The 23,758-nt window shown below is 69.6% G+C and carries 24 protein-coding genes; 16 read left to right on the plus strand and 8 right to left on the minus strand.

Annotated features, from left to right (window positions below; all coding sequences use genetic code 11):
• Window positions 1-35 precede the first annotated feature (35 nt).
• From ACZ63D_RS07825 to ACZ63D_RS07855, 7 genes are read left to right on the plus strand one after another with little or no spacing between them, the layout of a single operon-like run.
• Window positions 36-785, plus strand: coding sequence for a GNAT family N-acetyltransferase (locus ACZ63D_RS07825; RefSeq protein WP_465353483.1), 750 nt, complete (start codon window positions 36-38; stop codon window positions 783-785).
• Complete coding sequence (cofD, locus tag ACZ63D_RS07830; RefSeq protein ID WP_465353484.1) at window positions 782-1,783, plus strand: 2-phospho-L-lactate transferase; 1,002 nt, start codon at window positions 782-784, stop codon at window positions 1,781-1,783. The genes ACZ63D_RS07825 and cofD overlap by 4 nt, the downstream gene beginning before the upstream one ends.
• Entirely contained in the window at window positions 1,719-3,113 is a 1,395-nt protein-coding gene (locus ACZ63D_RS07835) for a coenzyme F420-0:L-glutamate ligase (RefSeq protein WP_465353485.1), read from the plus strand. Before cofD ends, ACZ63D_RS07835 begins: the two co-directional genes overlap by 65 nt.
• Window positions 3,110-3,637: an NUDIX hydrolase gene (locus ACZ63D_RS07840; protein WP_465353486.1), complete on the plus strand. Its 528-nt coding sequence runs from the start codon at window positions 3,110-3,112 to the stop codon at window positions 3,635-3,637. The genes ACZ63D_RS07835 and ACZ63D_RS07840 overlap by 4 nt, the downstream gene beginning before the upstream one ends.
• A 50-nt stretch (window positions 3,638-3,687) precedes the next feature.
• Window positions 3,688-4,041, plus strand: a complete 354-nt coding sequence (locus ACZ63D_RS07845; protein ID WP_465353487.1) for a GntR family transcriptional regulator — start codon at window positions 3,688-3,690, stop codon at window positions 4,039-4,041.
• 59 nt (window positions 4,042-4,100) lie between these two features.
• On the plus strand, window positions 4,101-4,367 hold the full coding sequence (locus ACZ63D_RS07850) for a hypothetical protein (protein ID WP_465353488.1): 267 nt from the start codon (window positions 4,101-4,103) through the stop codon (window positions 4,365-4,367).
• 49 nt (window positions 4,368-4,416) lie between these two features.
• Window positions 4,417-4,767 carry a hypothetical protein gene (locus ACZ63D_RS07855; RefSeq protein WP_465353489.1) on the plus strand — a complete coding sequence of 117 codons (351 nt, stop codon included), beginning with the start codon at window positions 4,417-4,419 and terminating at the stop codon, window positions 4,765-4,767.
• Between the two features lies 1 nt (window position 4,768).
• On the opposite strand, the gene ACZ63D_RS07860 is transcribed toward ACZ63D_RS07855, so the two are convergent.
• Both ACZ63D_RS07860 and manB read right to left on the minus strand, forming a co-directional pair.
• Window positions 4,769-5,662, minus strand: a complete 894-nt coding sequence (locus ACZ63D_RS07860) for a DNA-3-methyladenine glycosylase family protein (RefSeq protein WP_465353490.1) — start codon at window positions 5,660-5,662, stop codon at window positions 4,769-4,771.
• Complete coding sequence (manB, locus tag ACZ63D_RS07865; RefSeq protein ID WP_465353491.1) at window positions 5,662-6,741, minus strand: mannose-1-phosphate guanylyltransferase; 1,080 nt, start codon at window positions 6,739-6,741, stop codon at window positions 5,662-5,664. Before manB ends, ACZ63D_RS07860 begins: the two co-directional genes overlap by 1 nt.
• Window positions 6,742-6,881: 140 nt before the next feature.
• Here manB and ACZ63D_RS07870 point away from each other — a divergent pair, with 140 nt between their 5' ends.
• Window positions 6,882-7,376 (plus strand): hypothetical protein, encoded by a 495-nt coding sequence (locus tag ACZ63D_RS07870; RefSeq protein ID WP_465353492.1) that lies wholly within the window; start codon window positions 6,882-6,884, stop codon window positions 7,374-7,376.
• 127 nt (window positions 7,377-7,503) lie between these two features.
• On the opposite strand, the gene ACZ63D_RS07875 is transcribed toward ACZ63D_RS07870, so the two are convergent.
• Window positions 7,504-8,367 carry a glycosyltransferase family 2 protein gene (locus tag ACZ63D_RS07875; protein ID WP_465353493.1) on the minus strand — a complete coding sequence of 288 codons (864 nt, stop codon included), beginning with the start codon at window positions 8,365-8,367 and terminating at the stop codon, window positions 7,504-7,506.
• 70 nt (window positions 8,368-8,437) lie between these two features.
• Entirely contained in the window at window positions 8,438-9,073 is a 636-nt protein-coding gene (locus ACZ63D_RS07880; RefSeq protein WP_465353494.1) for a TetR/AcrR family transcriptional regulator, read from the minus strand.
• 134 nt (window positions 9,074-9,207) lie between these two features.
• Here ACZ63D_RS07880 and ACZ63D_RS07885 point away from each other — a divergent pair, with 134 nt between their 5' ends.
• From ACZ63D_RS07885 to ACZ63D_RS07895, 3 genes are read left to right on the plus strand one after another with little or no spacing between them, the layout of a single operon-like run.
• Window positions 9,208-9,843, plus strand: a complete 636-nt coding sequence (locus tag ACZ63D_RS07885; RefSeq protein ID WP_465353495.1) for an SRPBCC family protein — start codon at window positions 9,208-9,210, stop codon at window positions 9,841-9,843.
• A 33-nt stretch (window positions 9,844-9,876) separates the two neighbouring features.
• Window positions 9,877-10,206 carry a hypothetical protein gene (locus ACZ63D_RS07890; protein WP_465353496.1) on the plus strand — a complete coding sequence of 110 codons (330 nt, stop codon included), beginning with the start codon at window positions 9,877-9,879 and terminating at the stop codon, window positions 10,204-10,206.
• Between the two features lie 47 nt (window positions 10,207-10,253).
• Window positions 10,254-11,228 carry an amidohydrolase family protein gene (locus ACZ63D_RS07895; protein ID WP_465353497.1) on the plus strand — a complete coding sequence of 325 codons (975 nt, stop codon included), beginning with the start codon at window positions 10,254-10,256 and terminating at the stop codon, window positions 11,226-11,228.
• Here the strand turns inward: ACZ63D_RS07895 and ACZ63D_RS07900 are convergent.
• Both ACZ63D_RS07900 and ACZ63D_RS07905 read right to left on the minus strand, forming a co-directional pair.
• Window positions 11,225-12,355: a glycosyltransferase family 4 protein gene (locus tag ACZ63D_RS07900; protein WP_465353725.1), complete on the minus strand. Its 1,131-nt coding sequence runs from the start codon at window positions 12,353-12,355 to the stop codon at window positions 11,225-11,227. The genes ACZ63D_RS07895 and ACZ63D_RS07900 overlap by 4 nt on opposite strands.
• A 325-nt stretch (window positions 12,356-12,680) precedes the next feature.
• The gene (locus ACZ63D_RS07905; protein ID WP_465353498.1) at window positions 12,681-13,766 is read right to left on the minus strand and encodes a glycosyltransferase family 4 protein; all 1,086 of its coding nucleotides are present in this window, start codon (window positions 13,764-13,766) and stop codon (window positions 12,681-12,683) included.
• A gap of 18 nt (window positions 13,767-13,784) precedes the next feature.
• Between ACZ63D_RS07905 and ACZ63D_RS07910 the strand changes: the two genes are divergently transcribed.
• Genes ACZ63D_RS07910 through ACZ63D_RS07920 form a run of 3 tightly spaced genes read left to right on the plus strand, consistent with a single transcriptional unit; the run spans window position 13,785 to window position 18,346 of the window.
• Window positions 13,785-14,714, plus strand: a complete 930-nt coding sequence (locus ACZ63D_RS07910; RefSeq protein ID WP_465353499.1) for a glycosyltransferase family 2 protein — start codon at window positions 13,785-13,787, stop codon at window positions 14,712-14,714.
• A 31-nt stretch (window positions 14,715-14,745) separates the two neighbouring features.
• On the plus strand, window positions 14,746-17,259 hold the full coding sequence (locus tag ACZ63D_RS07915; RefSeq protein ID WP_465353500.1) for a glycosyltransferase: 2,514 nt from the start codon (window positions 14,746-14,748) through the stop codon (window positions 17,257-17,259).
• Entirely contained in the window at window positions 17,252-18,346 is a 1,095-nt protein-coding gene (locus tag ACZ63D_RS07920) for a glycosyltransferase family 4 protein (RefSeq protein WP_465353501.1), read from the plus strand. The genes ACZ63D_RS07915 and ACZ63D_RS07920 overlap by 8 nt, the downstream gene beginning before the upstream one ends.
• A gap of 348 nt (window positions 18,347-18,694) precedes the next feature.
• Here the strand turns inward: ACZ63D_RS07920 and rfbD are convergent, their stop codons facing one another.
• Entirely contained in the window at window positions 18,695-19,579 is an 885-nt protein-coding gene (rfbD, locus tag ACZ63D_RS07925) for a dTDP-4-dehydrorhamnose reductase (RefSeq protein WP_465353502.1), read from the minus strand.
• Window positions 19,580-19,608: 29 nt separating this feature from the next.
• On the minus strand, window positions 19,609-20,601 hold the full coding sequence (gene rfbB, locus ACZ63D_RS07930) for a dTDP-glucose 4,6-dehydratase (RefSeq protein ID WP_465353503.1): 993 nt from the start codon (window positions 20,599-20,601) through the stop codon (window positions 19,609-19,611).
• A gap of 117 nt (window positions 20,602-20,718) precedes the next feature.
• Here rfbB and ACZ63D_RS07935 point away from each other — a divergent pair, with 117 nt between their 5' ends.
• Both ACZ63D_RS07935 and ACZ63D_RS07940 read left to right on the plus strand, forming a co-directional pair.
• A complete protein-coding gene (locus ACZ63D_RS07935; RefSeq protein WP_465353504.1) occupies window positions 20,719-22,245 on the plus strand; it encodes an LCP family protein in 1,527 nt (508 codons plus the stop codon).
• Between the two features lie 64 nt (window positions 22,246-22,309).
• Window positions 22,310-23,752 (plus strand): LCP family protein, encoded by a 1,443-nt coding sequence (locus ACZ63D_RS07940; protein ID WP_465353505.1) that lies wholly within the window; start codon window positions 22,310-22,312, stop codon window positions 23,750-23,752.
• Window positions 23,753-23,758 lie beyond the last annotated feature (6 nt).

The raw sequence follows: 23,758 nt of genomic DNA on the forward strand, positions 1-23,758 counted from the left end.
CGGAACGGGACAGCTCTCTCCGTCACAATCTAACCGTGAACTCCCGGGAAAAGCTCGAAATCGTGTGCTCGAAAGCCTGGCCGGCGGTGGTCGAGGAGCCGCTCGGGGAATGGACTTTGCGCTGGGCGGACGGCTTCACCGGGCGCGCGAACAGCACACTCGCCGTCGGCGACCCCGGCCGCGCGGTCCCGGACGCGCTCGAGGCCGTATGTGACTTCGCCCACGCCCGCGGCATCCCGCCCGCGGTCCAGGTGCTGGAAGACAGCGAACTGGAGCGCGCGGTGGCCGCGGCGGGGTGGCGCGAGCAGGTCGAGCACGCCGCCGGGCACCAGGTGTCGGTGCTGACCGGGCCGCTGCCCTCCGGGCCTTCGCCGGACGCGGAGGTCCTCGACCAGGCGACGCCGGAATGGTGGGAGTTGGCCCTGCACACCACTGCGCCGAGTTCCGCCCAGCGGCACGTCGTGACCACCGGAAAGGTCGGTTACGGCGTGGTCCAGGCGGACGGCGTGACCGCGGGCGCGGTGCGCGGCGCGATCGTCGACGACTGGCTGCACGTCGCTCGGCTCGCGGTCGCGCCGGAGTTTCGCCGCCGCGGCCTGGCCACCACGGTGCTGCACGCGCTCGCCGATTGGGGCCGCGCGCATGGAGCCGAGAAGTGGGTCCTGCAAGTGGCGGTGGGCAACACCGGCGCGCTCGCGTTGTATTCCGCGCTGGGCTGTTCGGAGCACCACAGGTACCGGTACTGGGGCCCGGCGCCGCGGACGTGCGAGGATCGCCAGTCGTGAAGATCGTCGTACTGGTTGGCGGGGTGGGCGGCGCCCGCTTCCTGCTCGGGGTCAAAACCGCACTCGGACTGCCCGCGATCGGCTCGGAAGGGTCGTCCGAGTCCCCGCACGAGATCACCGCGCTGGTCAACACCGGCGACGACGTGTGGATGCACGGCCTGCGCATCTGCCCGGATCTCGACACCTGCATGTACACCCTCGGCGGCGGCATCGACTCCGAACGCGGCTGGGGCCACGCGGGCGAGACCTGGACGGTCAAGGAGGAACTCGCCGCCTACGGCGCGGAGCCGACCTGGTTCGGGCTCGGCGACAAGGACATCGCGACGCACCTGATCCGGTCGCGGATGCTGCGCGCGGGCTATCCGCTGTCCCAGGTGACCGAGGCGCTGTGCGACCGCTGGCAACCCGGCGTGCGGCTGCTGCCGATGTCGGACGACCGGGTCGAGACGCACGTCGTGATCGACGATCCGGATCAGCCGGAGCAGCAGAAGGCCGTGCACTTCCAGGAGTGGTGGGTGCGCTACCGGGCCGGCGTGCCCGCGCATTCGATCGTCGCGGTCGGCAACGACGAGGCCAAACCCGGCCCCGGCGTGCTCGAAGCACTGGCCGAGGCGGACGTCGTGCTGTTCGCGCCCTCGAACCCGGTCGTGTCGGTCGGCACGACGCTCGGGGTTCCCGGGGTGCGCGAAGCCCTGCGGAAGTCTCGCGCGAAGGTCGTCGGGGTGTCGCCGATCATCGGCGGGAAAGCGTTGCGCGGCATGGCCGACGCGTGCCTCACCGCGATCGGCGTGGAAACCTCGGCGGAGGCGGTCGGCCGCCACTACGGCGCGCGAACCGACGGCGGAGTGCTCGACGGCTGGCTCGTCGCTCCGGAGGATCACGAGGTCACGGTGCCCGGCGTGGACGTGCGCTCGGTGCCGCTGCTGATGTCCGATGTGGACGCGACGGCGGACATGGTCCGCGCGGCGCTCGACGTGGCTGGAGTTTCCCTTGGCTGATCACGCTTCCCAGAAGATCGAGATTCTGCCTGTTCCGGGTCTGCCGGAGTTCCGTCCCGGCGACGACCTGACCGGCGCCATCGTGTCTGCCGCTCCGTGGCTGCGTTCCGGCGACGTGGTCGTGGTGACCAGCAAGGCGTTCTCGAAGGTCGAGGGTCGGCTCGTGCGCGTGCCGAGCGATCCCGAGGAGCGTGACGCGGCCCGGCGCAAGCTGATCGAGGAAGAGTCGGTGCGGGTCGTCGCCCGGATCGCACGCACGCTGATCACCGAGAACAACCTGGGCATCGTGCAGGCGGCGGCCGGGATCGACGCGTCGAACGTGCGCGGCGACGAGGTGGCCTTGCTGCCCGCGGACCCGGACGCGTCCGCTTTGGCTCTGCGCAACGGTTTGCGTGAACGGCTGGGCGTCGAGGTGGCCGTGGTCGTCACCGACACCATGGGCCGGGCCTGGCGGGTCGGCCAGACGGACGCCGCGATCGGCGCGTCCGGCCTGCGCGTGCTGCACGGCTACGCCGGACAGATCGATTCACAGGGCAACGAGCTGGCCGTTACGGAAATCGCGGTCGCGGACGAAATCGCCGCGGCGGCGGATCTGGTGAAGGGCAAGCTCGGCGGCCTGCCGGTGGCAGTCGTGCGCGGCCTGCAAATCCATGATGACGGCTCCACCGCGCGAGACCTGATCCGCCCGGTCGACACCGACCTCTTTCGCTTGGGCACCAACGAATCCATCGCGCAGGGACGACGGGAAGCGGTACCGCACCGACGTTCGGTCCGGCAGTTCAGCGACGAGCCGGTGGATCCGGAGGCACTGCGGCGCGCCGTCGCGTCCGCGCTCACCGCTCCCGCGCCGCACCACACGCACCCCGTGCGGTTCATCTGGCTGCGCGACGAAGGCCTGCGCCGCAAACTCCTCGACGCGATGCGCGCCTCCTGGGAAGCCGATCTGACCAGCGACGGATTCACCCCCGAGCAGATCGCGAAACGCCTGTCCCGCGGCGACATTCTGTACCGCGCGCCAGAACTGGTGATCCCGTTCCTGCTTCCCGAAGGCGCGCACACCTATCGCGACGACCGGCGGAACCGGCACGAGCGCACCATGTTCACCGTCGCCGCCGGGGCGGCGGTGCAGGGCCTCCTGGTCGCGCTAGCCGCCGAAGACCTCGGCTCGTGCTGGATCGGCTCGACTATTTTCGCCGCCGACCTGGTCCGGTCCACTTTGGACTTGGATGAACGGTGGCATCCGCTCGGCGCCGTCGCGATCGGGCACCCGGCCGAACCCGCTCCCCCGCGCGGACCGCTCTCCACCGGCGATTGGCTGATCGAACGATGACCCTGCACGAATCCGCCGTCGCCGCGCTGACCGAATGGAAGCCTGAGGCCCCGGCGCAAGAGTCGCTGCGGCAAGCGTTTCTCGGCTTCCTCGCGTCGCGTGCGGACACTTGCCAGCGTTCCTGTGAGGCTGGGCACCTGACCGCGTCCGCGGTGGTCCTCGACTCGACCGGCACGCAGGTCTTGCTGACCCTGCACCCGCGCGTCGGCCGCTGGCTACAACTCGGCGGCCACTGCGAACCGTCCGACGCGTCGCTGGCCGACGCCGCGCTGCGCGAGGCGACCGAGGAATCCGGCATGGCGGGCTTGGTGATCGGCGAAACGCCGGTGCACCTGGACGTCCACCCGATCACCTGCTCCCTCGGCGTCCCGACCCGGCATTTCGACGTCCGGTACGTGGTGCACGCCCCGCCCGGCGCGGAACCCGTGCGCAGCGAGGAGTCCGACGACCTGCGCTGGTGGCCAGTCGACGCGCTGCCCGCGGGTTCGGAAGATCTGGCCGAACTGATCGCCGCCGCCCGTTAACCTGGGCGCATAGACCCGGCGGTGAGCATCCGGAGGAAACGGCGGCAACGATGAGCATCAGCTACGACCCGGCTTCGCCCGTTCCGCCGTTCGAACAGGTCCGGGCCTCGCTGGCCACTCAGATCAACGACGGCACCCTCGCCGTCGGCACGAAACTCCCGACCGTGCGCGGTCTGGCCGCGGAACTGGGCATCGCGCCGAACACCGTGGCCCGCGCGTACCGCGAACTGGAGGAAGCCGGGCTGCTGGAAACCCGGGGCAGAGCAGGCACTTTCGTCGGCGCGACCGGCGACGAAACCCTGTCCCGGGCCCAAGCCGCCGCGGCCACGTACGCCGAGGTGATCCGAGGGCTGGGTCTGTCCGCGGAACAAGGCGTCGCGATCGCGGCGGCTGCCCTGCGCTGACCGCGGCGAGGAATTAGCATCGACGTCCAGAATCCGTGCCCGATCCGAGGGGAAACCCCATGCTGAACTACATCCTGCCGGGCGCGCTGATCCTGTTGCTGGTAGTGGTCCTGGTCCTGAAATTCACGGTGGGGCGGCCCAAGCAGCCGCCGCAGGCCGGGCCGGGCGCTCCGTACGGTCAGCAGCCGCAGGACCAGTACCCGCCGCAGCAGTTCCCGCCGCAGGGCCAGTATCCGCAGCAGGGGCAGTATCCGCAGCAGCCTGGTCAGCAGCAGTACCCGCAGCAGCCCGGCCAGCAGTACCCGCCGCAGAATCCGCAGGGCTGAGCCGCTTTCCGGCCTGCGTTACAACTTCGACCAGGGGAGGGTCTTCACCGTGGCTGTCCGGCCGTGGCATCTCATCGTTCTGCTGTTGCTGGCCGGTCTAGTGGTCGCGATCGTGCTGGCGGTGCAGGCTTCGAACAAACGCAAACGGAACAACCCGCCGCCGGGCTACTTCCCGCCGCAGCAGGGCTTCCCGCCGCCCGGCCAGAACTACCCTGGTTACCCGCCGAACGCGGGGCCGCAGGGCTACCCCGGCCAGCCGGGCTACCCGCCGCCCGGCCCGCAGTATCCGAACGCCCAGTACCCGCCCGGCACCCAATACCCGCCCGGCGCCCAGTACCCGCCGCAACCCGGGGTCCCGCCGCAGGGCCAAAACCCGGGGAATCCGTACCCGCCGCGCTGACTCACATCGCCCGGTAATCCCGCAGCTCGATCCGCGGCCCGAACCGCGGCCGCCGAGCCCCGGCCGCCCCCAGGTACCGGATCGCCCGCTGCCGCTGCGGCGCATACGGCTCCAGCACCTGAGCCATTTCCTCGTCGTCGATCTTCCGGCCGAGCAGCGTGTGCCCGACCATCGCCGGGATGTTGTAGTCGCCGAAACTGACCGCGTCCGGGTCGCCCCACGCGCGCTGGGCGATCTCCGCCGCCGTCCACACGCCGATGCCCCGCACCTTCCGCAGCCACGCGCGCCCCTCGGCCCCGCGCAGCCGCACCGCTTCCTCCAGCCGCGGGGCCACCCGGGCCGCCTCGATCAGGGCAGTCCTGCGCTTGACGTCCACCCCGATCTTGTGCCAGTTCCAGTCCACAATGGACCGAATGGCCGCCGGATCCGGCGGCACCCGCAGGTAGTCCGGCCCCGGCCCGGGGGCGCGCGTGCCGAACCACCGGCACAGCTCCGCCCAGGACCGGATCGCTTCTTTGCCGCTCACCTTCTGTTCGAGGATCGCCAGCACCAGCGCGTCCCACACCCGCCCGGTCGAGCCGATCCGCAGTCCCGGCGCATCGCGGCGGGCTTGCGCGATCACGTCGTGGTGCGCGACGAACCCGGTGTCGTCATCGTCCGCGCCGAGCAACGCGGGCACGCCCTCGAGCAAGAACTCCGCGCCGTCGCCCCAAGCTTCGGCCTCGACGACGCCGTCCGGCCGGTGCAGCAACGCCAGCGTTCCCTTGCCGCCGGGCGTGTTCGCGGCCAGCCACCAGACGCCGCGGTCGCGCCGGAAGTTCAGCGAGCCGCGCCCACGGCTCAGCGGACCCAGCACTTCGGCCAGATCCACCGGAAACCCCGGCCGCCACTCCATCACGCGTCGCTCGAAAACCGGATGCCGCCGTCCGGCACCGAAACGCCGGGCCAGATCCGGACGCCGTCGAGCAGTTCGCAGCGAGCCCCCACCGACGCGCCGTCGCCGAGCACCACGCCGCGCAGCACCGCGCCCTCGCCGACCCGCGCGCCGCGGCCCAGCACCGAGTTCTCCACAATGGCGCCCGGGTCGATCACCGCGTCGTCGAACACGACCGAACCGGACACCGTCGCGTCCTTCCCGACCACGGCCCGCGCACCGATCGTCGTGCCGCCGGTGAGTTTCGCCCCAGTAAAGATGGAAGCCCCATCCAGCGCGAGAAAATCGCCGGTCGGCCCGGCCAGCGCGGACGTGGGCGCGATACCCCGGACCAGATCGGCGCTGCCCCGGACGAACGCCTCCGGGGTGCCAACGTCGAGCCAGTACGAAGAATCGACAAATCCGTGCAGATGCGCCCCGTTTTCGAGGAGCCCGGGGAACGTCTCGCGTTCGACCGACACCCGCCGCCCGGCCGGGATGGTCTCGATCACCGGACGGCGGAAGACGTAGCAGCCAGCGTTGATCTGGTCCGTCGGCGGGTTCTGGGTTTTCTCCAGGAAGGCGGTGACCCGGCCGTCGGAGTCGGTCGGCACCGAACCGAACCGGCTCGGGTCCGGCACGCGCTGGAGGTGGAGGGTCACGTCCGCGCCGGCGTCGAGGTGGGTGCGCAGCTGGGCGTTCAGGTCGGCGCCGGAAAGGATGTCGCCGTTGAAGACGATCGCGTGGTCGGCGCGCAGCCGGTCGTAGACGTTGCGGATGGCGCCGCCGGTGTCGAGCGGCTCTTCCTCCACCACGTACTCGAGTTCCAGGCCGTGCGCGGACCCGTCGCCGAAGTACTCCTCGAACACCTCGGCCCGGTACGACGTGCCGAGCACCACGTGCCGGATCCCGGCCGCGCGGATGCGGGAGAACAGGTGGCTCAGGTAGGGCGTTCCCGCCGTCGGCAGCATCGGCTTCGGCGCGGACAGCGTGAGCGGGCGCAGCCGCGTGCCCTGGCCGCCGACCAGTACGACGGCGTCGACCTCGACCTCGGACGTCACAGAAATCTCCTTTGTATCACGCACCGCTGAGCGACAAGCCGCGGGAAACGTGGGCGGCGCGGGCCCCGAGGGCCTACCCTAGACAGGAAACAGGCGGGCCTTTCCCTAGAGGCCCCGGGTCAGTCGGGAGGCCGAGGGGAATGGACCCCCGCGATCGCGCGGACGCTCTGCTCGCACGCGCACGATCCCGCGGCGCCTTCGTGGTGACGCCGGACAACATGACGTCACCGATGGATTCCTCCAGCACCCAGCAGATCTCCGCCTCGGTGGTCTCCGGGCTGGACCCCGATACGACGACGCAGCTGCCCGCGTCGCTGATCGAAGAGAACGACCATCCGCTGGCCGCGGGCACGCGCACCCAGCCGTCGCCGCATCCGCTGGCTCAGCCGACGCCGACGCGGCCGCTCGAGGTCCCGGGCCCGCAGAACACCGGCTCGCAGAACACCCTGCCGCAGCCGACGGTGCCGAACCCGGCCGGTCCGCAGACGACGACGCCGCTGGTCCCGCGCCCGCAGGCGAAGCCGGTGGCGAGCCCACTGAAGGAACCGGCCGAGGAGGAAATGACCGGCCTGGTCCCGACGATCAAGCAGACCAGCGGACGGTCCAATCTGTCCCGGCGGCTCGACGGGCTGTGATCTCCCCGCCCGGGGAAGCTCCCCCAGGCCCTGACGAAGATCTTTACGACCGCAAAGTGTTGCGGCCGCTGAGCATCCGGACGGCCCCGGAGGCAGTCCGGTTGCCCGGGTGTCCTTTGCGGACTCCTCAGCCCTTGCGGGTCTCCCGCTTCACGCGCAGCGCCAGCCCGAGCTTCACCGCCGCCAGCACCGGCTTCCACAGCAGCCCCTGGTGCCGGTCGGCGAGGTAGCGGTAGGCGCTCGCGTGGTGGGCGCGCAGCATCTTCGCCGACGCGCGCGCCGTCGAGTGGCCGCCGATGTGCATCACGCTCGACGACGGCGCGTAGACGTTCTGCCAGCCCGCCTTCGCGAGCCGGTCGCCGAGGTCGACGTCCTCGAAGTACATGAAGTAGCGGGTGTCGAAGCCGCCGACGGAGTCGAACGCCTCGCGCCGGAAAAGCTGGCAGGAGCCGGACAGCCAGCCGGACGTGCGCTCGGTCGGCGCGGCGTTCTCCTGGCGGTATTCGCGGGTCCACGGGTTGCCCGGCCAGATCTTGCCGAACACGGCGTGCCCGATCCCGCGCCCGAACGACGGCAGCAGCCGCGCGGACGGGTAGACGGTCCCGTCGAGGTCGTGGATCAGCGGCCCGAACGCGGCCCCGCGCGGCCAGCGCTGCGCGACTTCGAGCAGCGCGTCGAGCGAACCCGGCTCCCATTCGAGGTCCGGGTTGACCACGACGACCCAGCCGTAGCTGTCGTCGAGCGCCGCGACACCGCGGTTGGCGGCCGTCCCGTAGCCGACGTTCTCGCCGATGCTGACGAGCGTGACGTTCTCGCGTTCGGCGGCCTTCTCCGGAGCGCCGTCGGTGGACGCGTTGTCGGCGACGACGACATGTACGTCGCGGTCAGTCGCCTTGTCGAGCGTGTCGAGGAACTTCTCGAGCGTTTCGCCGGGGAAGTAGGTCACGGTCACGACGCCGACGCGGTCACCATACGTGCGCTGCTCAGTCACCGCGCCATTGTCCACTGCTCACGGACGGCTACGTCAGCCCACCGACCCGGTCACCCAAGGTGACTCTCGTTCACGCGTTCAATCCGGCCAGTTCGTCGTCGATCAGCAGGCCCGGATCGAACTTCATGCCGGTGAAGTGGCCAGCCAGTTCGAGCGAGAGCACCCCGTGCAGCCGGGTCCAGAAGGACAGCGCCCGCCGCGCCGCGCCGGTCTCGACGGCGTCGTCCGCCACCCACTCGCGATGGGTTTCCAGATGCTTGTGGAACGCCGTCTGGGGCTCCGGCTCTCCGCCGCCCGCGCTCGCCTCGATCAGGACTTCCATCACCTCGTTGGAGATCGCCGTCGTGTCCGGCGGCGCGTGATAGCCGGGCACCGGCGTGCCGTAGATCAGGAAGTACCGCTGCGGATCGGCCTTGGCCCAGTCCCGGATGACGTGCGCCAGGCCCAGCAGGTCCGTCCCGGAATCCGCCGCGGCCCGGACGGTGTCGGCGAGGCTCCGGAACGCGTCCCGGATCAACGCGGTGATCAGTTCGTCCCGGCCGCGGTAGTACCGGTACAACGCGGGCACGGTCATGCTCATCTGCTTGGCGATCGCGGTGAGCGACAACGCTGGCAGCCCCGCCTCGGCGATCTGCTGCCGGGCGTGCTGCTTGATCTCCTCGCGCACCTGCTCGCGGTAGCGCTCCCGCGGTGCCTTTTCGGTCATCGGCCGTTCCCCTTCGTTCCTCTCCGCCCAGTGTAGTTAAGCCCCTTCACTCCCGCTATTGACGTTCACGGCAGCGGCCTTGTACGGTATTAACCAGAGTTAATACTATTAACTAACACTAGGGAGTATTACTGATGTCGAACACCACGCCTGGCCGCCGCAGCCTGCGGGCCGCTCTCCTCGCCCTCCCGCTTGCCGCCGGACTGCTGGGGGCCGCCGCGCCCGCCCAAGCCGCCTCCGCGCACCCGGCTTCCGGTTCGGTGACCTGCCAAGGCAAAGGCATCGATCCGGCGGCCCAGATCCACCACCGCGCGGAGACCTTCATCAAGGCCCCGCTGAGCACCGTGTGGCGGCTGCACACCGACGTCGAAAGCTGGCCTTCCTGGCAGAAGCCGGTCATCAGCGTGAAGCGTCTCGACCACGGCCGGCTGCACCCGGGTTCGCAGTTCCGCTGGACGACGCCCGCCCCGGCCACGCCCTCGACCCCGGCCACCACGCTGGTCATCACGTCGACCGTGCACCAGGTCAAGCCCGGCCAGTGCGTCCGGTGGTCCGGCCCGGCGATCGGCCAGGGCCTGCGGATCGACAAGGGCACGCACGTCTGGACCTTCGTCCCGGTGCGCGGCGGGGTCGTCGTCCGCACCGAAGAAAGCTGGACCGGGCAGCAGATCGAGGCCGATCCGGCCACCGCGATCAAGTACCTGGCCCCGGGACTGGATCTCTGGCTCGCCGATCTCAAGACCGCCGCCGAAGCCCACTGCCACCGCTGAACCGCGAATCCAAACCCGCGAAGGAGAATCGTCATGTCCGCGTCTCGTGCCTCGCTGCCCGTCCTGATCACCGCCTGGTCCGTTCCCGCGCTCGTCCTCGGGCAGTTCGCGTTGCTTTCCGGCCTCCCGCTGATCGCGCTGGTCCTTTCCAGCCTGCGCACATCCCAGCCGCACGCCCTGCGCTGGTGGTCCGCCGGACTCGCCGCGGTTTATCTCGGAGTGCTCGCGCTTTGGGCGTTAAGTCCGGAAAGCGCGCCGAGTTTGTCTAAATCCATGAATCCGGCGGTCACCGCGTTTTTCGTCGCGAGCGGAGTCGCGGTCGCTCTCGCCCATCACGTACGCGCGAGAGTCGAGGTGGGGTAACAGAAAACTGGTAGCTTCGAAACCACCAGCCGGGAAAGAGGGGGCCGATGAAAACCGTCGCCATCGAGGAACACTGGACCACTCCCGGCATCGACCGGATGCTGCGCACCGAATCCGGCGACCCGAGCATCGCGCTGAACGACCGGGGCGACCTCACCGAGCGGCTGCTCGACATCGGCGACCAGCGCGTCGCGTGGATGGACGAGGCGGGCATCGACGTCCAGGTCCTCTCGATCGCGCCGCCGGGAACGCACGGATGCCCGGCCCCGCAAGGCATCGAGCTGAGCCGCGAGGCGAACGATCTCGTCAGCGAAGGCGTCGCTAAGCACCCCGATCGCTTTCGGGCCATGACGACGCTGCCGATGTCCGATCCGGACGCGGCACTCGCCGAACTCCAACGGACGGCGAAGGATCCGGCGCACGTAGGGGTCATGTCGTACGGCCGCAGCGGCGACCGTCCCCTCGACGATCCCGCGTACGACGAACTGCTCGGCGCGGCGGCCGCACTCGGACGGCCGGTGTTCGTGCACCCGCAGATCCCGGTGGAGCCCGTTCGCCAGGCTTCCTACAGCGGATTCAGCCCGGAGCTCGACCTCGGGCTCGCCACCTACGGCCTCGGCTGGCATTACGAGGCCGGGCTCGCCGTGCTCCGGCTGATCCTGCGCGGAACCTTCGACCGGCATCCGGATCTGCAGGTCGTCCTCGGGCATTGGGGCGAGGTGGTCCTGTTCGCGCTCGACCGCATCGACAGCCTGTCGCATACGGCCACGCATCTCGAACGGCGCGTCTCCGAGTATTTCCGCACGAACATTCACCTGGCGACCAGCGGAATGCTCGTCCCTCGAATGCTGCGCAACGCTCTCGAATACACGACCGCCGACCGCATCCTGCTCTCCGGCGATTATCCGTTCCACCGGCTGCAAGCCGCGGCCATCACGGAATTCCTGGAGAAATTGCCTCGCGAGGAAGACCGGGAAAAGATCGCGCACGCCAACGCGGAATCCCTTTACGGTCTCCGCTAACGATTGCGCAAATGCTGATGCCAGGCTTTTCCGTAAGCCTCGCGGTGCCGATCCGCCGTTGTCGCCCACGAAAATTCCTTGGCGCGCCGCTGCGCCGCGGAAGCCAGCACTGAGCGACGCGACGGATCGGCCAGCAGTTCCGTCAACGCCGCGGCGACATCGCCCGCGCCGACCCCGCAGTACGCCACCGCGTCGCCGCCGACTTCCGGCAGCGAAAGCCGGCGCGTGGTCAGTACCGCGGCACCGCAGGCCATCGCTTCGAGCACCGGCAGCCCGAAGCCTTCACCGAGGCTCGGATAGGCCACGAGTTCCGCGCCGCCAAGGAATCCGGCGAGCGTGCCGAACGGGAGATACCCCGCGCGAATCACGCGTAGCCGGTGCGGCACCGCGTCCAGCGCCCGCTCCACCTGGGTGTCCCAGCCGGGCTGACCGGCGAGCACGAGCGCCGGGGCGTCCCGCTGCCCGGCGACCGCACGGGCGTAACCGCGGATCAGCGCGGGCACGTTTTTCCGCGGTTCGAGCGCGCCGAGGAACGCGATATACGGCGTCGCGCCGAGCCCGATCGCCTTCCGCGCCGCCGCGACCTCCTCCGGGGACGGCGGATGGAACCGCTCACTGTCGACGCCGTGATGGATGATCTCCAGCTCCGCCCGCCGCACCGGGCTCACCCGAGCCAGTTCTACCGCTGTCGCGTGACTGGGAACTACGCAGAGTGTCGCCCGGCGAAGCGCGGTGGCGGTCCACGCGCGGAAGAACCGGGCCTTGACCGACGAGTGCAGGACCGCGTCGGTGAAGAACGTCGCGTCGTGCAGCGTGACCACCGAGGCGGCCCCGCTGGCGAGCGGCATCGTGTAGTGCGGCGAATGCACGACGTCGGCAGCGAGCCGGCGCACGAGCCGCGGCAGAGTGGCTTGTTCCCACGTCAGCCGAGCCGTGCGCGTCGAGGTCGCGGGCGATGCCGCGACGACCCGGGACCGAGGCGCGAGCTGCCCGTAAAGCGGCAGGTCACGCGGCTGGCAGACCACCGTCAGCCGGGCCCCGTCCTGATCGAGCGCACCGACGAGCGAATCCACGTAACGACCGACCCCACCCCGATCCGCGGGCACCGCGGTCGCGTCGATCAGCACACGGGGATCACCGGTCACGAGTGCAGCGTACGGCGATCACCCACCGCACAGGTCAGGAACCGGCAAACTCCCGCCGCCTCCGGGCGCCGCCACCCTCGCCCACCTGCGCTCACCCGTCTGGGTTCACCCATTCGTGTCACGCCTCGCGGCCTGAACTCCGTCGGCACCCGGCTGCCGATACCCCCGGGTCACCAGCCCTGCGTGCGCGCTCCCGCCTATGCGACCGCCAAGCCGTTCAAGCCCCTACCCCCGACACCGACCGACCCCCTCCACTGCGGCGTCGACTGCCAGCTCAGCAGCCAACGCGCGGCCACGCGCCTCACCCTCAGCCCGGCCGCCGATGCGCCGCCCACACTGCCTCCGCCGCGGCCCGCCAGGTGAACGTCCGCGCCCGCTCGCGCCCCAGCTTCGACAGCTCCGCCGCCTTGTCCGGCGACAGCAGCACCTCTTTCAGCGCCCGGGCCAGCGCGTCCACGTCCCCGCGCGGCACCACCACTCCCGCCCCGCCAGCCACCTCGACCAGGGCTGGGACGTCGGTGTGCACCACCGGCACCCCGATCGCCATCGCTTCCAGCAGCGGCAGCCCGAAGCCCTCGGCGAGGCTCGGCATCGCCAGTACGCTCGCGCCGCGCATCGCTGTCGCCAGTTCCGCGTCGGTCACCTTTCCCAGCACCCGCACCGATTTCAGGCCGCGGTCGGCCGCGAGCCGCACCGGGTCGATTCCGCCCCAGCCGGGCTGGCCGGCGAGCACCAGGCCGACGTCACCGACCTCTTCGGCACCGTCGAGCTGCGCCACCGCGTCGACCAGCACGTCCATGCCCTTGCGCGGTTCGATCGTGCCGACCGCCAGCACGTACCGCGACGGCAGATCAAGCCGAGCGGCTCCCTCCGGCACGGTCACGCCGTGGGGCACGACCCGCACCGGAACGTCCAGTTCCAGCAGCACCGCCAGCTCGTCGGCGACCGCTCGGGTCGGCACGATCAGCCCGGACGACCGCCGCGCGGCCCGAGCGATCATCGACCGGTGCCAGCTGACGCCGCGCGCGGTCAGGGTCTCCGGATGCGTCCACGGCACCGTGTCATGCACGGTGACGGTGAGCGTTCGGCCAGCCGGGGCACGGGGCGGCGCGAACGGGGTCGGCGCGTGCACTGCGTCACCGCCCGGCCACCAGCGCAGACCCAGCTGCCACAGCGCGACCAGCGCTCGCGGCGGCAGCGGCAGCACCCGCGGGCCTTCGACGCCTTCGATCCGGGCCGCGGAGACGTCCGCGTGCCGCGCGACCACGCTGGACACGGTCCAGCCGGGCGGCGCGGTGCGGGCGAGCGCGGGCAGCAGTTCGGCGGTGTACCGGCCGGTGCCACCCGGAACGGGGGCGAGCAGCTGCTCGGCGATCACGACCAGTTCGGGCACGCCGCTATTCTCTCCCAGGTGACCAGCGGGGAATCCGGCACCACCGTCGTCGTGGTGACCTGGCGGGGGGCCGACCACCTCACCGCGTGCCTCGACGCGCTCGCCGCCCAGGACCGTCCACATCGGACACTCGTGGTGGACAACGCCTCAACCGACGGCAGCGCAACGATTCTGGCCGGGCACCCGAGCCGTCCGGAGGTCCTCCGGCTGCGCCGCAACACCGGTTACGCCGGTGCGATGGCCCACGCGCTCGACCGGATCGACACCCCGCGCGTCGCCTGGCTCAACGACGACGCCGCGCCCGAACCGGACTGGCTCGCCAACCTCGAAGACACCCTCGACAGCCAGCCGCTCGCCGCCGCCGTCACGTCCCGGCTCGAACGGCCCGACGGAAGCACGCAGTCCACCGGCGTCCGGCTCACCGCCGACGGCCACGGGGCCGATCTCACCGAACCCAGCGACGAGGTCTTCGGCTTCTGCGGCGGTGCCGCGCTGCTGCGCACTGACGCTGTGCGCGCGGTCGGCGGGGTCCCGGCGAGCTTCTTCTGTTACTACGAGGACACCGACACCGCGTGGCGGCTGCGGCTGGCCGGATGGCACGTCGTCGCCGCGCCGAAGGCACGCGTTCAGCATCTGCACGGTGCCAGCACGAAGCCTGGTTCACCGCGATTTCACCGCTGGAACGAGCGCAACCGCCTGCTCATGCTGGTGCGCTGCGCACCTGCGAAAGTCGCCCTTCGCGAGCTGGCCCGCTTCGCCGCGATCACCGCTTTGCTTCCGCTGCGCCGGCACCGTCCGGACGCGGCGAACTTCGATCCGGCGCAGCGGTCGCGGGTGCTGGCGGAGGTTGTTCTCCGGCTCCCCCGCACGCTGCGGGAACGCGGTCGCGTGAGCCGGATCTCGGCGCTGGGCCGAGGCGCGATCTGGGATGCCTGGGCTGGCCTTTAAGCTGGGCGGAAATTCGACGGAGGAGCTCGTCTTGGCAGTGGGGGACCCGCAACCGCTCGTCTCGGTGATCGTGGTGAACTACCGCGGCGCCGACGACACCATCACCTGCCTGCGGGCGCTGCGAACCGACCTGGACTACGCAAATGTCGAGCTGATCTGCGTCGACAACGCGTCCGGCGGCGACGACGTGGCCCGCATCCGCGCCGCGGTGCCGGAAGTTCAGCTCATCGAATCGCCGGTCAACACCGGTTTCGCGGGCGGCTGCAACCTCGGCGCGCAGCACGCGAACGGAACCGTCCTCGGCTTCCTCAACAACGACGCGCGCCCTGCTCCGGCGTGGGTCTCCGCGGCTGTCGCCGAACTGCGCGCGCAGCCGACCGTCGCCGCGGTGGCGAGCAAGGTCCTCGACTGGGACGGCACCGGCACCGACTTCGTGGACGCGGGTCTGACCTGGTTCGGCATGGGCTACAAGCGCCACGCCGGCAGCCCGCTCGCGGAGGTGCCCGAAGCCGAGCACGACGTCGCCAAGGACGTCCTCTTCGGCACCGGCTCGGCGATGTTCGTCCGCGCCTCGGTATTCGCCGAACTCGGCGGCTTCGACGAGCGCTTCTTCATGTTCTACGAGGACGTCGACCTCGGCTGGCGGCTCAACCTGCGCGGCTGGCGCGTCCGCTACGTGCCGGAATCGCTCACCTACCACCGCCACCACGGCACCATGGCCGCCGTCGACGCGCCGGACACCGGCCGCGAGACATTCCTGCTGGAACGCAACGCACTGGCCGCGCTGTACAAGAACCTCTCCGACGAATCCCTGGCCCGCGCCCTCCCCGCGGCACTCGCCCTGGCCGTCCGCCGAGCGACCGCGCGCGGTGGTATCGACCCAGAGCAGCTCAATTTGGAAAAGGGTGTCGGCCCGGTCGACACTTCGGACGTCTCGGTCCCGCGCACCACGCTCGCCGGAGTGCTGGCGGTGGACCGGTTTGTCGAGATGATGCCTTCGCTGGCGGAGTCCCGCGCGGTCGAGCAAGCCGCGCGCGTGCGCACCGACGCCGACCTGCTTCCCTTGCTGCGCAAGGCACTTGAGCCCGCGTACCCGCTGCCGGACTATCTGCGCGCGCACGAAATCCTCGTCGAAGCCTTCGGTATCAAGGACGTCTTCGGCCAGCGCCGCAAGATCCTCGTGCTGACCGGCGATTCGATCACCGAGCGGATGGCGGGGCCGGCGATCCGGGCGTGGAACATCGCCTCGACGCTGTCCGCCGAGCACGACGTGCACCTCATCACCACCAACCCGCTGGTCTCCCCTCCGCCCGCGGCCTTCCAGGTCAGCTCGGGCAAGCACCGCGACCTCGACGGCCCGATCGACTGGGCGGACGTCGTGATCCTGCAAGGGCATGTGCTGGAGCTCGCGCCTTCGTTGAAGAAGCAGCACGAGCACAAGATCGTGGTCGCTGACGTCTACGACCCGATGCACCTGGAGCTGCTGGAACAGGGCAAGGACGCCCCCGACGACCAGCGCGCGCTCGACCTCGCCGGCGTCACCCGCGTCCTGGACGCCCAGCTCGAACGAGCCGACTTCTTCCTCTGCGCCTCGGAACGCCAGCGCCATTTCTGGCTGGGCCACCTCGCCGCACTCGGCCGGTTGTCCCCTCGGCTCTACGACGCCGACCCGACCACTCAGTCGCTGCTCGCCGTCGTCCCGTTCGGCCTCTCCCCGCAAGCCCCGACGCGCACCGGCCCCGGCCTGCGCTCCGCGCTGGGCATCGGCGAATCCGACCGCGTGGTCCTGTGGGCGGGCGGCGTCTACAGCTGGTTCGACCCGCTGACCCTGATCCGCGCGTTCGACCTGCTCCGCCACCGCCGCGACGACGCCCGTCTCGTGTTCCTCGGCATGAAGCACCCGAACCCCGAGGTCGCCGAGATGGACATCGGCGCCAAGACGGTGCGGCTCGCGGATTCGCTGGGCCTCACCGACAAGCACGTCTTCTTCAACGAGCAGTGGGTCCCGTACTCGGACCGGCAGAACTGGCTTCTCGACGCGGACTGCGGCGTAACCACGCATTACGAACACGTCGAAACGACTTTCGCTTTCCGCACCCGGGTTCTCGATTACCTGTGGGCCGGTCTGCCAATCGTGACAACGGACGGTGACGCGTTCGCCGACCTCATCCGCGCGGAAGACCTCGGCGTCGTGGTCCCCGCCGAAGACGCTGGCGCGCTGGCGGATGCGTTGGAAAAGTCCTTGTACGACCGGGAATTCGCCGACGCGTGCGTCGAACGAATCCGGGTGGTCGCGCAGCGATACGCGTGGCCGGAGGCACTGAAACCGCTGGTGGAATTCTGCCGCAACCCACGTCCGGCCGCGGACCGATTGCCCGGCAGCGCGGATCTGACGGTCAGCGACCCGGTGCGCGGCGCGGCGATGGTGCGCCGGGATTTGGCTCTGGTGCGCGAATATCTCGCCGCTGGCGGCCCGGGCGAACTGGCGAGGCGAGCAGCGGGACGGGTCACGAAAGTGGCGCGGGAGCGGTTGCGCCGTGGCTGATCGTCCCCTGCGCGTCCTGCTGGACGGCACTCCCCTGCTCGGTTCCCGGACCGGCATTGGCCGGTACACGGCGGCACTGAGCGAAGAGCTGGCCTCGATGTCCGAAGTGGACCTTCGCGCTGTCGCGTTCACCTTGCGGGGCTGGCGAAAGCTACGGCATGTGTTGCCGCATGGGGTGCAGGCACGCGGAATGCCGGTTTCCGCCCGCCTGTTGCGGGCGACCTGGCTGCGCAGCCAGCTGCCACCGGTGGAGCTGTTCGCTGGGCCAACAGACGTGGTGCACGGGACGAACTTCGTGTTGCCTGGCCGTCTTCGAGCCGCTGCGGTTTTGACCATTCACGATCTGGCCTTTATCGACGCCCCACAGGAACTGGCCCACTCGGACCGAACCCTGCCGGAGCTGGTCCGGCGAGGCGCACATCGGGCGAACGTCATCTGTACGCCCACCGAGGCCGTCGCGGATTCGGTTGCGGAAAAGCTGGATGTGAATCGGGACAAGATCATCGCCACTCCGCTAGGAGTGAATCCGGCTTGGTTTACGGCCCGACCGCCGGACGACGGAGTACGGGCGAAGTTGCGGTTGCCGGAAAAGTACCTGCTGTTCGCCGGTGCCGCCGGACCGCGCAAGGGTTTGGACTGGCTAGCCGCCGCCCACGCCGCCGCACCGGACCTACCGCCATTGGTCTTCGCTGGCCCCGGCCCATTCCCGCGCCTGCCAAGGTCCGGACAGACCGGCTATCTGTCCGATGTGGACCTGCGAACCGTCGTCGCCGGTGCCGCCGCCCTAGTCCTCCCCTCCCGCGACGAAGGCTTCGGACTCCCAGTCCTGGAAGCAATGGCCTCGGACATCCCCGTCGTCTGCACCGACATCCCCGCCCTCCGCGAAGTCGCCGGAGACTGCGCCACCCTAGTCCCCTACGACGACGTAGACGGCCTGGCAGAAGCCCTGCGCCAAGCCGTAACCGACCCCCACGGCCTAGCCACCTCCACCGCCCGCAGAACCCACGCAGCAAGCTTCACCTGGCACAACACCGCATTACGCACACTGGACGCTTACCGCCAAGCGACCGAAGCGACCGAAGCGTAAAGAAAAACCCGCGCGTAAAAACATAACCCGCGCAACCACCCAGACCCCTCCCCGCAACCCCGATCCCCGCCGAGCACGCGGTCTGAGGTGCTTGTCAAGGTACTCTTTCCCGCCTTGACAAGCACCTCAGACCGTAGTGACAATCAAATAATCGGGGTGGGGCCACCTAAAAGCCAGACCCCGGCGAAGCCGGGGAAAAGAAGCACAGGAGAAAGGCACCCCGAAGCTGTCATTGTGACTACAGTCTGGGTCGTCTTGTCAAGGCGGGAAAGAGTACCTTGACAAGACGACCCAGACTGCGTTTTGGCTTCGTATCGGGGTGCGGGGGAGGGGTGGGGCTTTCTCTGGTTAGGCCTGGAGGTACGAGTTTAAAGCCGCGCGCCAATCCCTCAGCGGAGTTAGTCCTGCGTCTCGCCAGGAGGCGTTGGAGAGTAGGGAGTAGGCGGGGCGGGCTGCTGGGCGGGGGAATTCGTCGGTGGTGCAGGGTTTGACTCGGGTGGGGTCTGCGCCGATTTCTTCGAAGATGGCTTTGGCGAAGCCGTACCAGGAGGTTTTTCCGCCGCCGGTGCAGTGCAGGATTTTTCCGGCGGGGGGTCGGCCGTCGGCAATCGCTTCAGCTAGCTCCCACAGGCCTTGGGCCAGGTCGGCTGACCAGGTGGGTGCGCCGATTTGATCGTCTACTACGGACAGTTCGTCTCGTTCCGATTCCAGGCGTCGGATGGTTTCTACGAAGTTGGTTCCGGTTTTTCCGTAAATCCAGCTGGTTCGCACTACCCAGGCCGACGCTCCGGAGCCTAGGACCGCATCCTCCCCCGCGGCTTTGGTCCGGCCATAAGCGTTCTTCGGGCCTAGTGCGTCATCCACCTCGTACGGGCGGTCCCCGTCTCCGGGAAAAACGTAATCCGAAGAGAGGTGAATCAACGGCACTCGCCGGGAAGTGCAAGCCGCTGCCAGGACCCTCGGGCCGTCGACGTTCACCGCGAACGCGCGGGCCTCGTCGGTCTCCGCGGCGTCGACCGCCGTGTAAGCCGCGGCGTTGATCACCACTGGCGTCGCCCCGGCCGCGCGCGCTCGCTCGGCCAGTTCGCCGACCGCGCTGATCACCTGGCCCGTCGCCGTGACATCCAGGTCCGCCGACGAAGGTGCCAGCACCTCCGTTTCCGGGCCCGCGGTATTCACCAGGTCCCGGCCTAGCTGACCGGAACCGCCGGGCACGAGCACTGCCAGCCGCACCGGCGTACCTCCTACTGCGAAAGAGTTTTTCAGGACGTGCCGAGCGCGGCGCGGGCCTTCAGCGGTTCCCACCATGCGCGGTTGTCGGCATACCAGCGCACGGTCTCCGCCAGACCGTCCTCGAACGACACCCGCGGAGCGTAACCGAGTTCGCCGCTGATCTTCGCGATGTCGACCGAGTACCGCCGGTCGTGGCCCTTGCGGTCGGCTACCGGTTCGACCATTTCCCAGCCGACGCCGACCGCGGCGAGCAGGCGTTCGGTCAGTTCCCGGTTGGTCAGTTCGGTGCCGCCGCCGATGTTGTAGATCTCGCCGGGACGGCCGCCGTCTGCGACCAGCTGGATGCCCTGGCAGTGGTCGTCCACGTGCAGCCAGTCGCGGACGTTCAGGCCGTCGCCGTACAGCGGGACCTTCTTGCCGTCCAGCAGGTTCGTCGCGAACAGCGGGATGACCTTTTCCGGGAACTGGTACGGGCCGTAATTGTTCGAGCACCGCGTGACGCACACCGGCAAGCCGTGCGTGCGGAAGTACGAGCGGGCGATCAGATCCGACGAGGCCTTCGACGCGGAATACGGCGAATTCGGCTCCAGTACGTGGTCTTCCGACCACGAACCGTCCTGGATGGACCCGTACACCTCGTCCGTCGAGACGTGCACGAACTTCCCGACCCGCGCCTCCAGCGCCGCCTGCAGCAACGTCTGCGTGCCCAGCACGTTGGTCAGCACGAAGTCCGCCGACCCGAGGATCGAGCGGTCCACATGGGACTCCGCGGCGAAGTGGACGACCAGGTCGACGCCGTGCATCAATTCAGCGACCTGCGCGGTGTCACAGATGTCGCCGCGCACGAAGCGCAACCGCGGGCTGTCGGCGACCGGGGCGAGGTTGGCCTCGTTGCCCGCGTAGGTGAGCTTGTCGAGCACCACGACCTCGGCGTCGGCCAGGGTCGGATACGCCCCCGACAACACCTGCCGCACGTAGTGCGAACCGATGAACCCGGCACCGCCCGTGACCAGGACCCGCATGCTTATCCACCCTTCCGCCCGACCGGGCACTCTCGCCACCAGCCTACGGGTGGCTTACTTGAGAGTCGGTAGAGTTCGGCAAAGCGCGAAACGCGCGGGGCATCCTGGGGAGGAACAGTGGCCGAAGGGCCGGCTACGCCGCTGCCGGTGCACCGCGGTCGCGGCGCGGTCGTCGTGCTGCGGCGGAGCGGGAAGATCCTGCTGTCCGTCGTGTCCGTGGTCGTGCTGGCGCTGACCTGGTACGGCTGGCAGTTCATCGGCGACCCGCAGTCCGGTTTCTCCACCACGGCGATCTTCGGAGAACAGCAGCCGCACGCGAAACCGCTCGACGGCGCGATCGACATCCTCCTGGTCGGTCAGGACAGCCGCACCGACGCGCAGGGCAACCCGCTGCCCCGCGAGGTGCTCGACATGCTGCACGCCGGCGAGTCCGACGGCGAAAAGCAGACCGACACGATGATTCTCGTGCACATCCCGCAGAACGGGGAGCACGCGATCGCCATCTCCTTCCCCCGCGACTCCTACGTCGAAATCACCGGCGGCTTCGGCAAGCACAAGCTGAACAGCGCGTACGTCTACGCCTACAACGACACCGCGAAGACCCTGCAGGCCAAGGGCAACACCGACCTCAAGAACGTCGACGAGCAGGCCAAGCTCGCCGGCCGCAAGAACCTGGTCGCGACGCTCGAGAAGTTCATCGGCAAACCGGGCATGATCGACCGCTACGCCGAGGTGAACCTGGCCAGCTTCTACGAGGTCACGAAGGCCATCGGCGGCGTCCAGGTGTGCCTCAAGAACGCGGTGAAGGAAAAGAAGTCGGGCGTCGACCTGCCCGCCGGGAAGCAGACCATCGAGGGCGTGCAGGCGCTCGCGTTCGTCCGGCAGCGCTACGGCCTGCAGAACGGCGACCTCGACCGGATCGCCCGCCAGCAGGCGTTCCTGTCCGGGCTGGCGAACAAAGTGCTCTCGTCCGAGGTGCTGGCCAACCCGGTGCGGGTCGCGCAGCTCATCGAAGCGGTGAAGAAGTCCGTGGTGCTGTCGGCGGGCTGGGACCTGTCCGAGTTCGTCGAGCAGATGCGCGGGCTGACCGGCGGAAACGTCGAATTCCACACCATCCCCACCGAGGGCAACGCGGTCATGGGCGGCGCGGACGTGCTGCGCGTCGACCAGGCGAAGGTCCGCGCCGAGATCAACCGGCTGATCTCCGACGGCAGCGAGCCGGCCCCCAGCGACGCACCGCTCGCCGGTGCCGGGCAGGTCACCGTCGAACTGTTCGACGGCTCCGGTTCAGGTGCCGCCGACCAGCTGCGAGGTTTGTTGCAGAGCAAGGGTTTCCAGCTCGGCACGAGCACGAAGCTGTCCACCCGCGCGACGACCGTGCTGCGCTACCACCCGTCGGACGAGACTGCCGCCGATCTGGTCCGGCAAGCCCTCGGCGGCACCGCACAGGCCGAACCGGACGCCGACGTCGCCGCTGGGCACGTCCGGGTGATCCTCGGCAAGGACGCGCGGGACACCGCCGCGGCGTCGGCCACGACGTCCTCGGCTCCGCCTGCGACACCGCCCGCGGCACCGCCTTCGTCCGCACCTTCGACCTCACCCGCACCGCTGATCACGGCGGGCGATGTCCCCTGCATCAACTAGAGTCGAGCACCCAGCGTGGCGGCGCACCGCAGGCCGTACGCTGGTGAGCGGGGAGGTAGCCGGGGTGAGCGAAAACCAGGACAAACCGGACCGGACGGCGGATTCCGCCGACAGTCCGGCGGTTTCCGACGCCTCCGACACCTCGGGCCGTCGATCCGACGGAACAACGGAGCCGAAACACGCTGCCGCTGAGCCAGCCGCGGAGACGGCCGAGCCGGTTTCCGAAAGTTCAGCCACCGACGAAGCCGAACCGGTTACCGAGGGTGCCGCAGCCGAGGACGAAGCCACTTCCGAGTGGAAACCCTCGCCGCACCCGCGCCTCGACCTCCCGCAGCCGTCGAACCCGGCCTCGGCGGAGGAACCGCGCCGCCGCACCGGCCGGGCCACCCGAATCACCCGCCGCGTCGCGATCGGACTGGTCTCCCTGGTCGCGCTGGGCGCGACCGGCTACGCGTACGTCACCAAGGACAAACTGCAGGACAACGTCGCCACCACCGACGTCCTCACGCCGCGCGCGGGCGAACCCCCGGCCCCGCCCGCCGACGACGGCGGCACCGACATCCTGCTCGTCGGCAGCGACGCGCGCACCGACCAGCAGGGCAATCCGCTGCCGTTGAGCATGCTGAAATCGCTGCGCACCGAAAGCACGTCCGGGATCAACACCGACACCATCATCCTGGTGCGGATCCCGAAGAACGGCGGCAAAGCGTCCGCGATGTCGATCCCACGCGACACCTGGGTCGACATTCCCGGCCGCGGCAAGGCGAAGATCAACTCCGCGTACGGCGTCGCCAAGGCGCACGCCGCCGAAGAGGAACGCGCGCGGGGCGAGCACGACCAGGCGAAGATCGCCCGCGATTCCGACGGGGCCGGGCGCCGGGCATTGGTCCAGACCGTGCAGGACCTCACCCAGGTCCGCATCGACCACTACGCCGAGGTCAACCTGCTCGGGTTCTATCTGCTCACCGAGGCCGTCGGCGGCGTGCCGGTGTGCCTCAACCACGCCACGTCGGACAAGGACTCCGGCGCGAACTTCCGCCGCGGCGTGCAGACCGTGACCGGCGGCGAGGCGCTGTCCTTCGTGCGCCAGCGCAAGAACCTGCCGAACGGCGACCTCGACCGGATCAAGCGCCAGCAGGCGTTCCTGTCCTCCGCGGTGCACAAGGTGCTCTCGGCGGGCACGCTGACGAACCCGGCCATGCTCAACAGCCTGATCGACGCGGTGCACCGGTCGATAGTGCTCGACGACAACCTCGACGTGCTCGAATTCGCCCAGCAGATCAAGGGCATCGCGTCCGGCGACCTGACCTTCGCCACGATCCCGGTGATCACCACGAACGGCCGCAGCGAGGACGGGCAGAGCATCGTCGAGGTCGACCCGGCGACAGTGCAGAAATTCGTCGCGGGACTGGCCGGGCGCACTAGCTCCGGGGGCGGCGGCGCGGCGGCCGGGGCGGCGGTGCAGGGCTTGGACTCCGGAATCCCGGGCGTGCCCTGCGTCGACTGACGCCGC

This window comes from Amycolatopsis sp. NPDC104775, assembly GCF_055583325.1.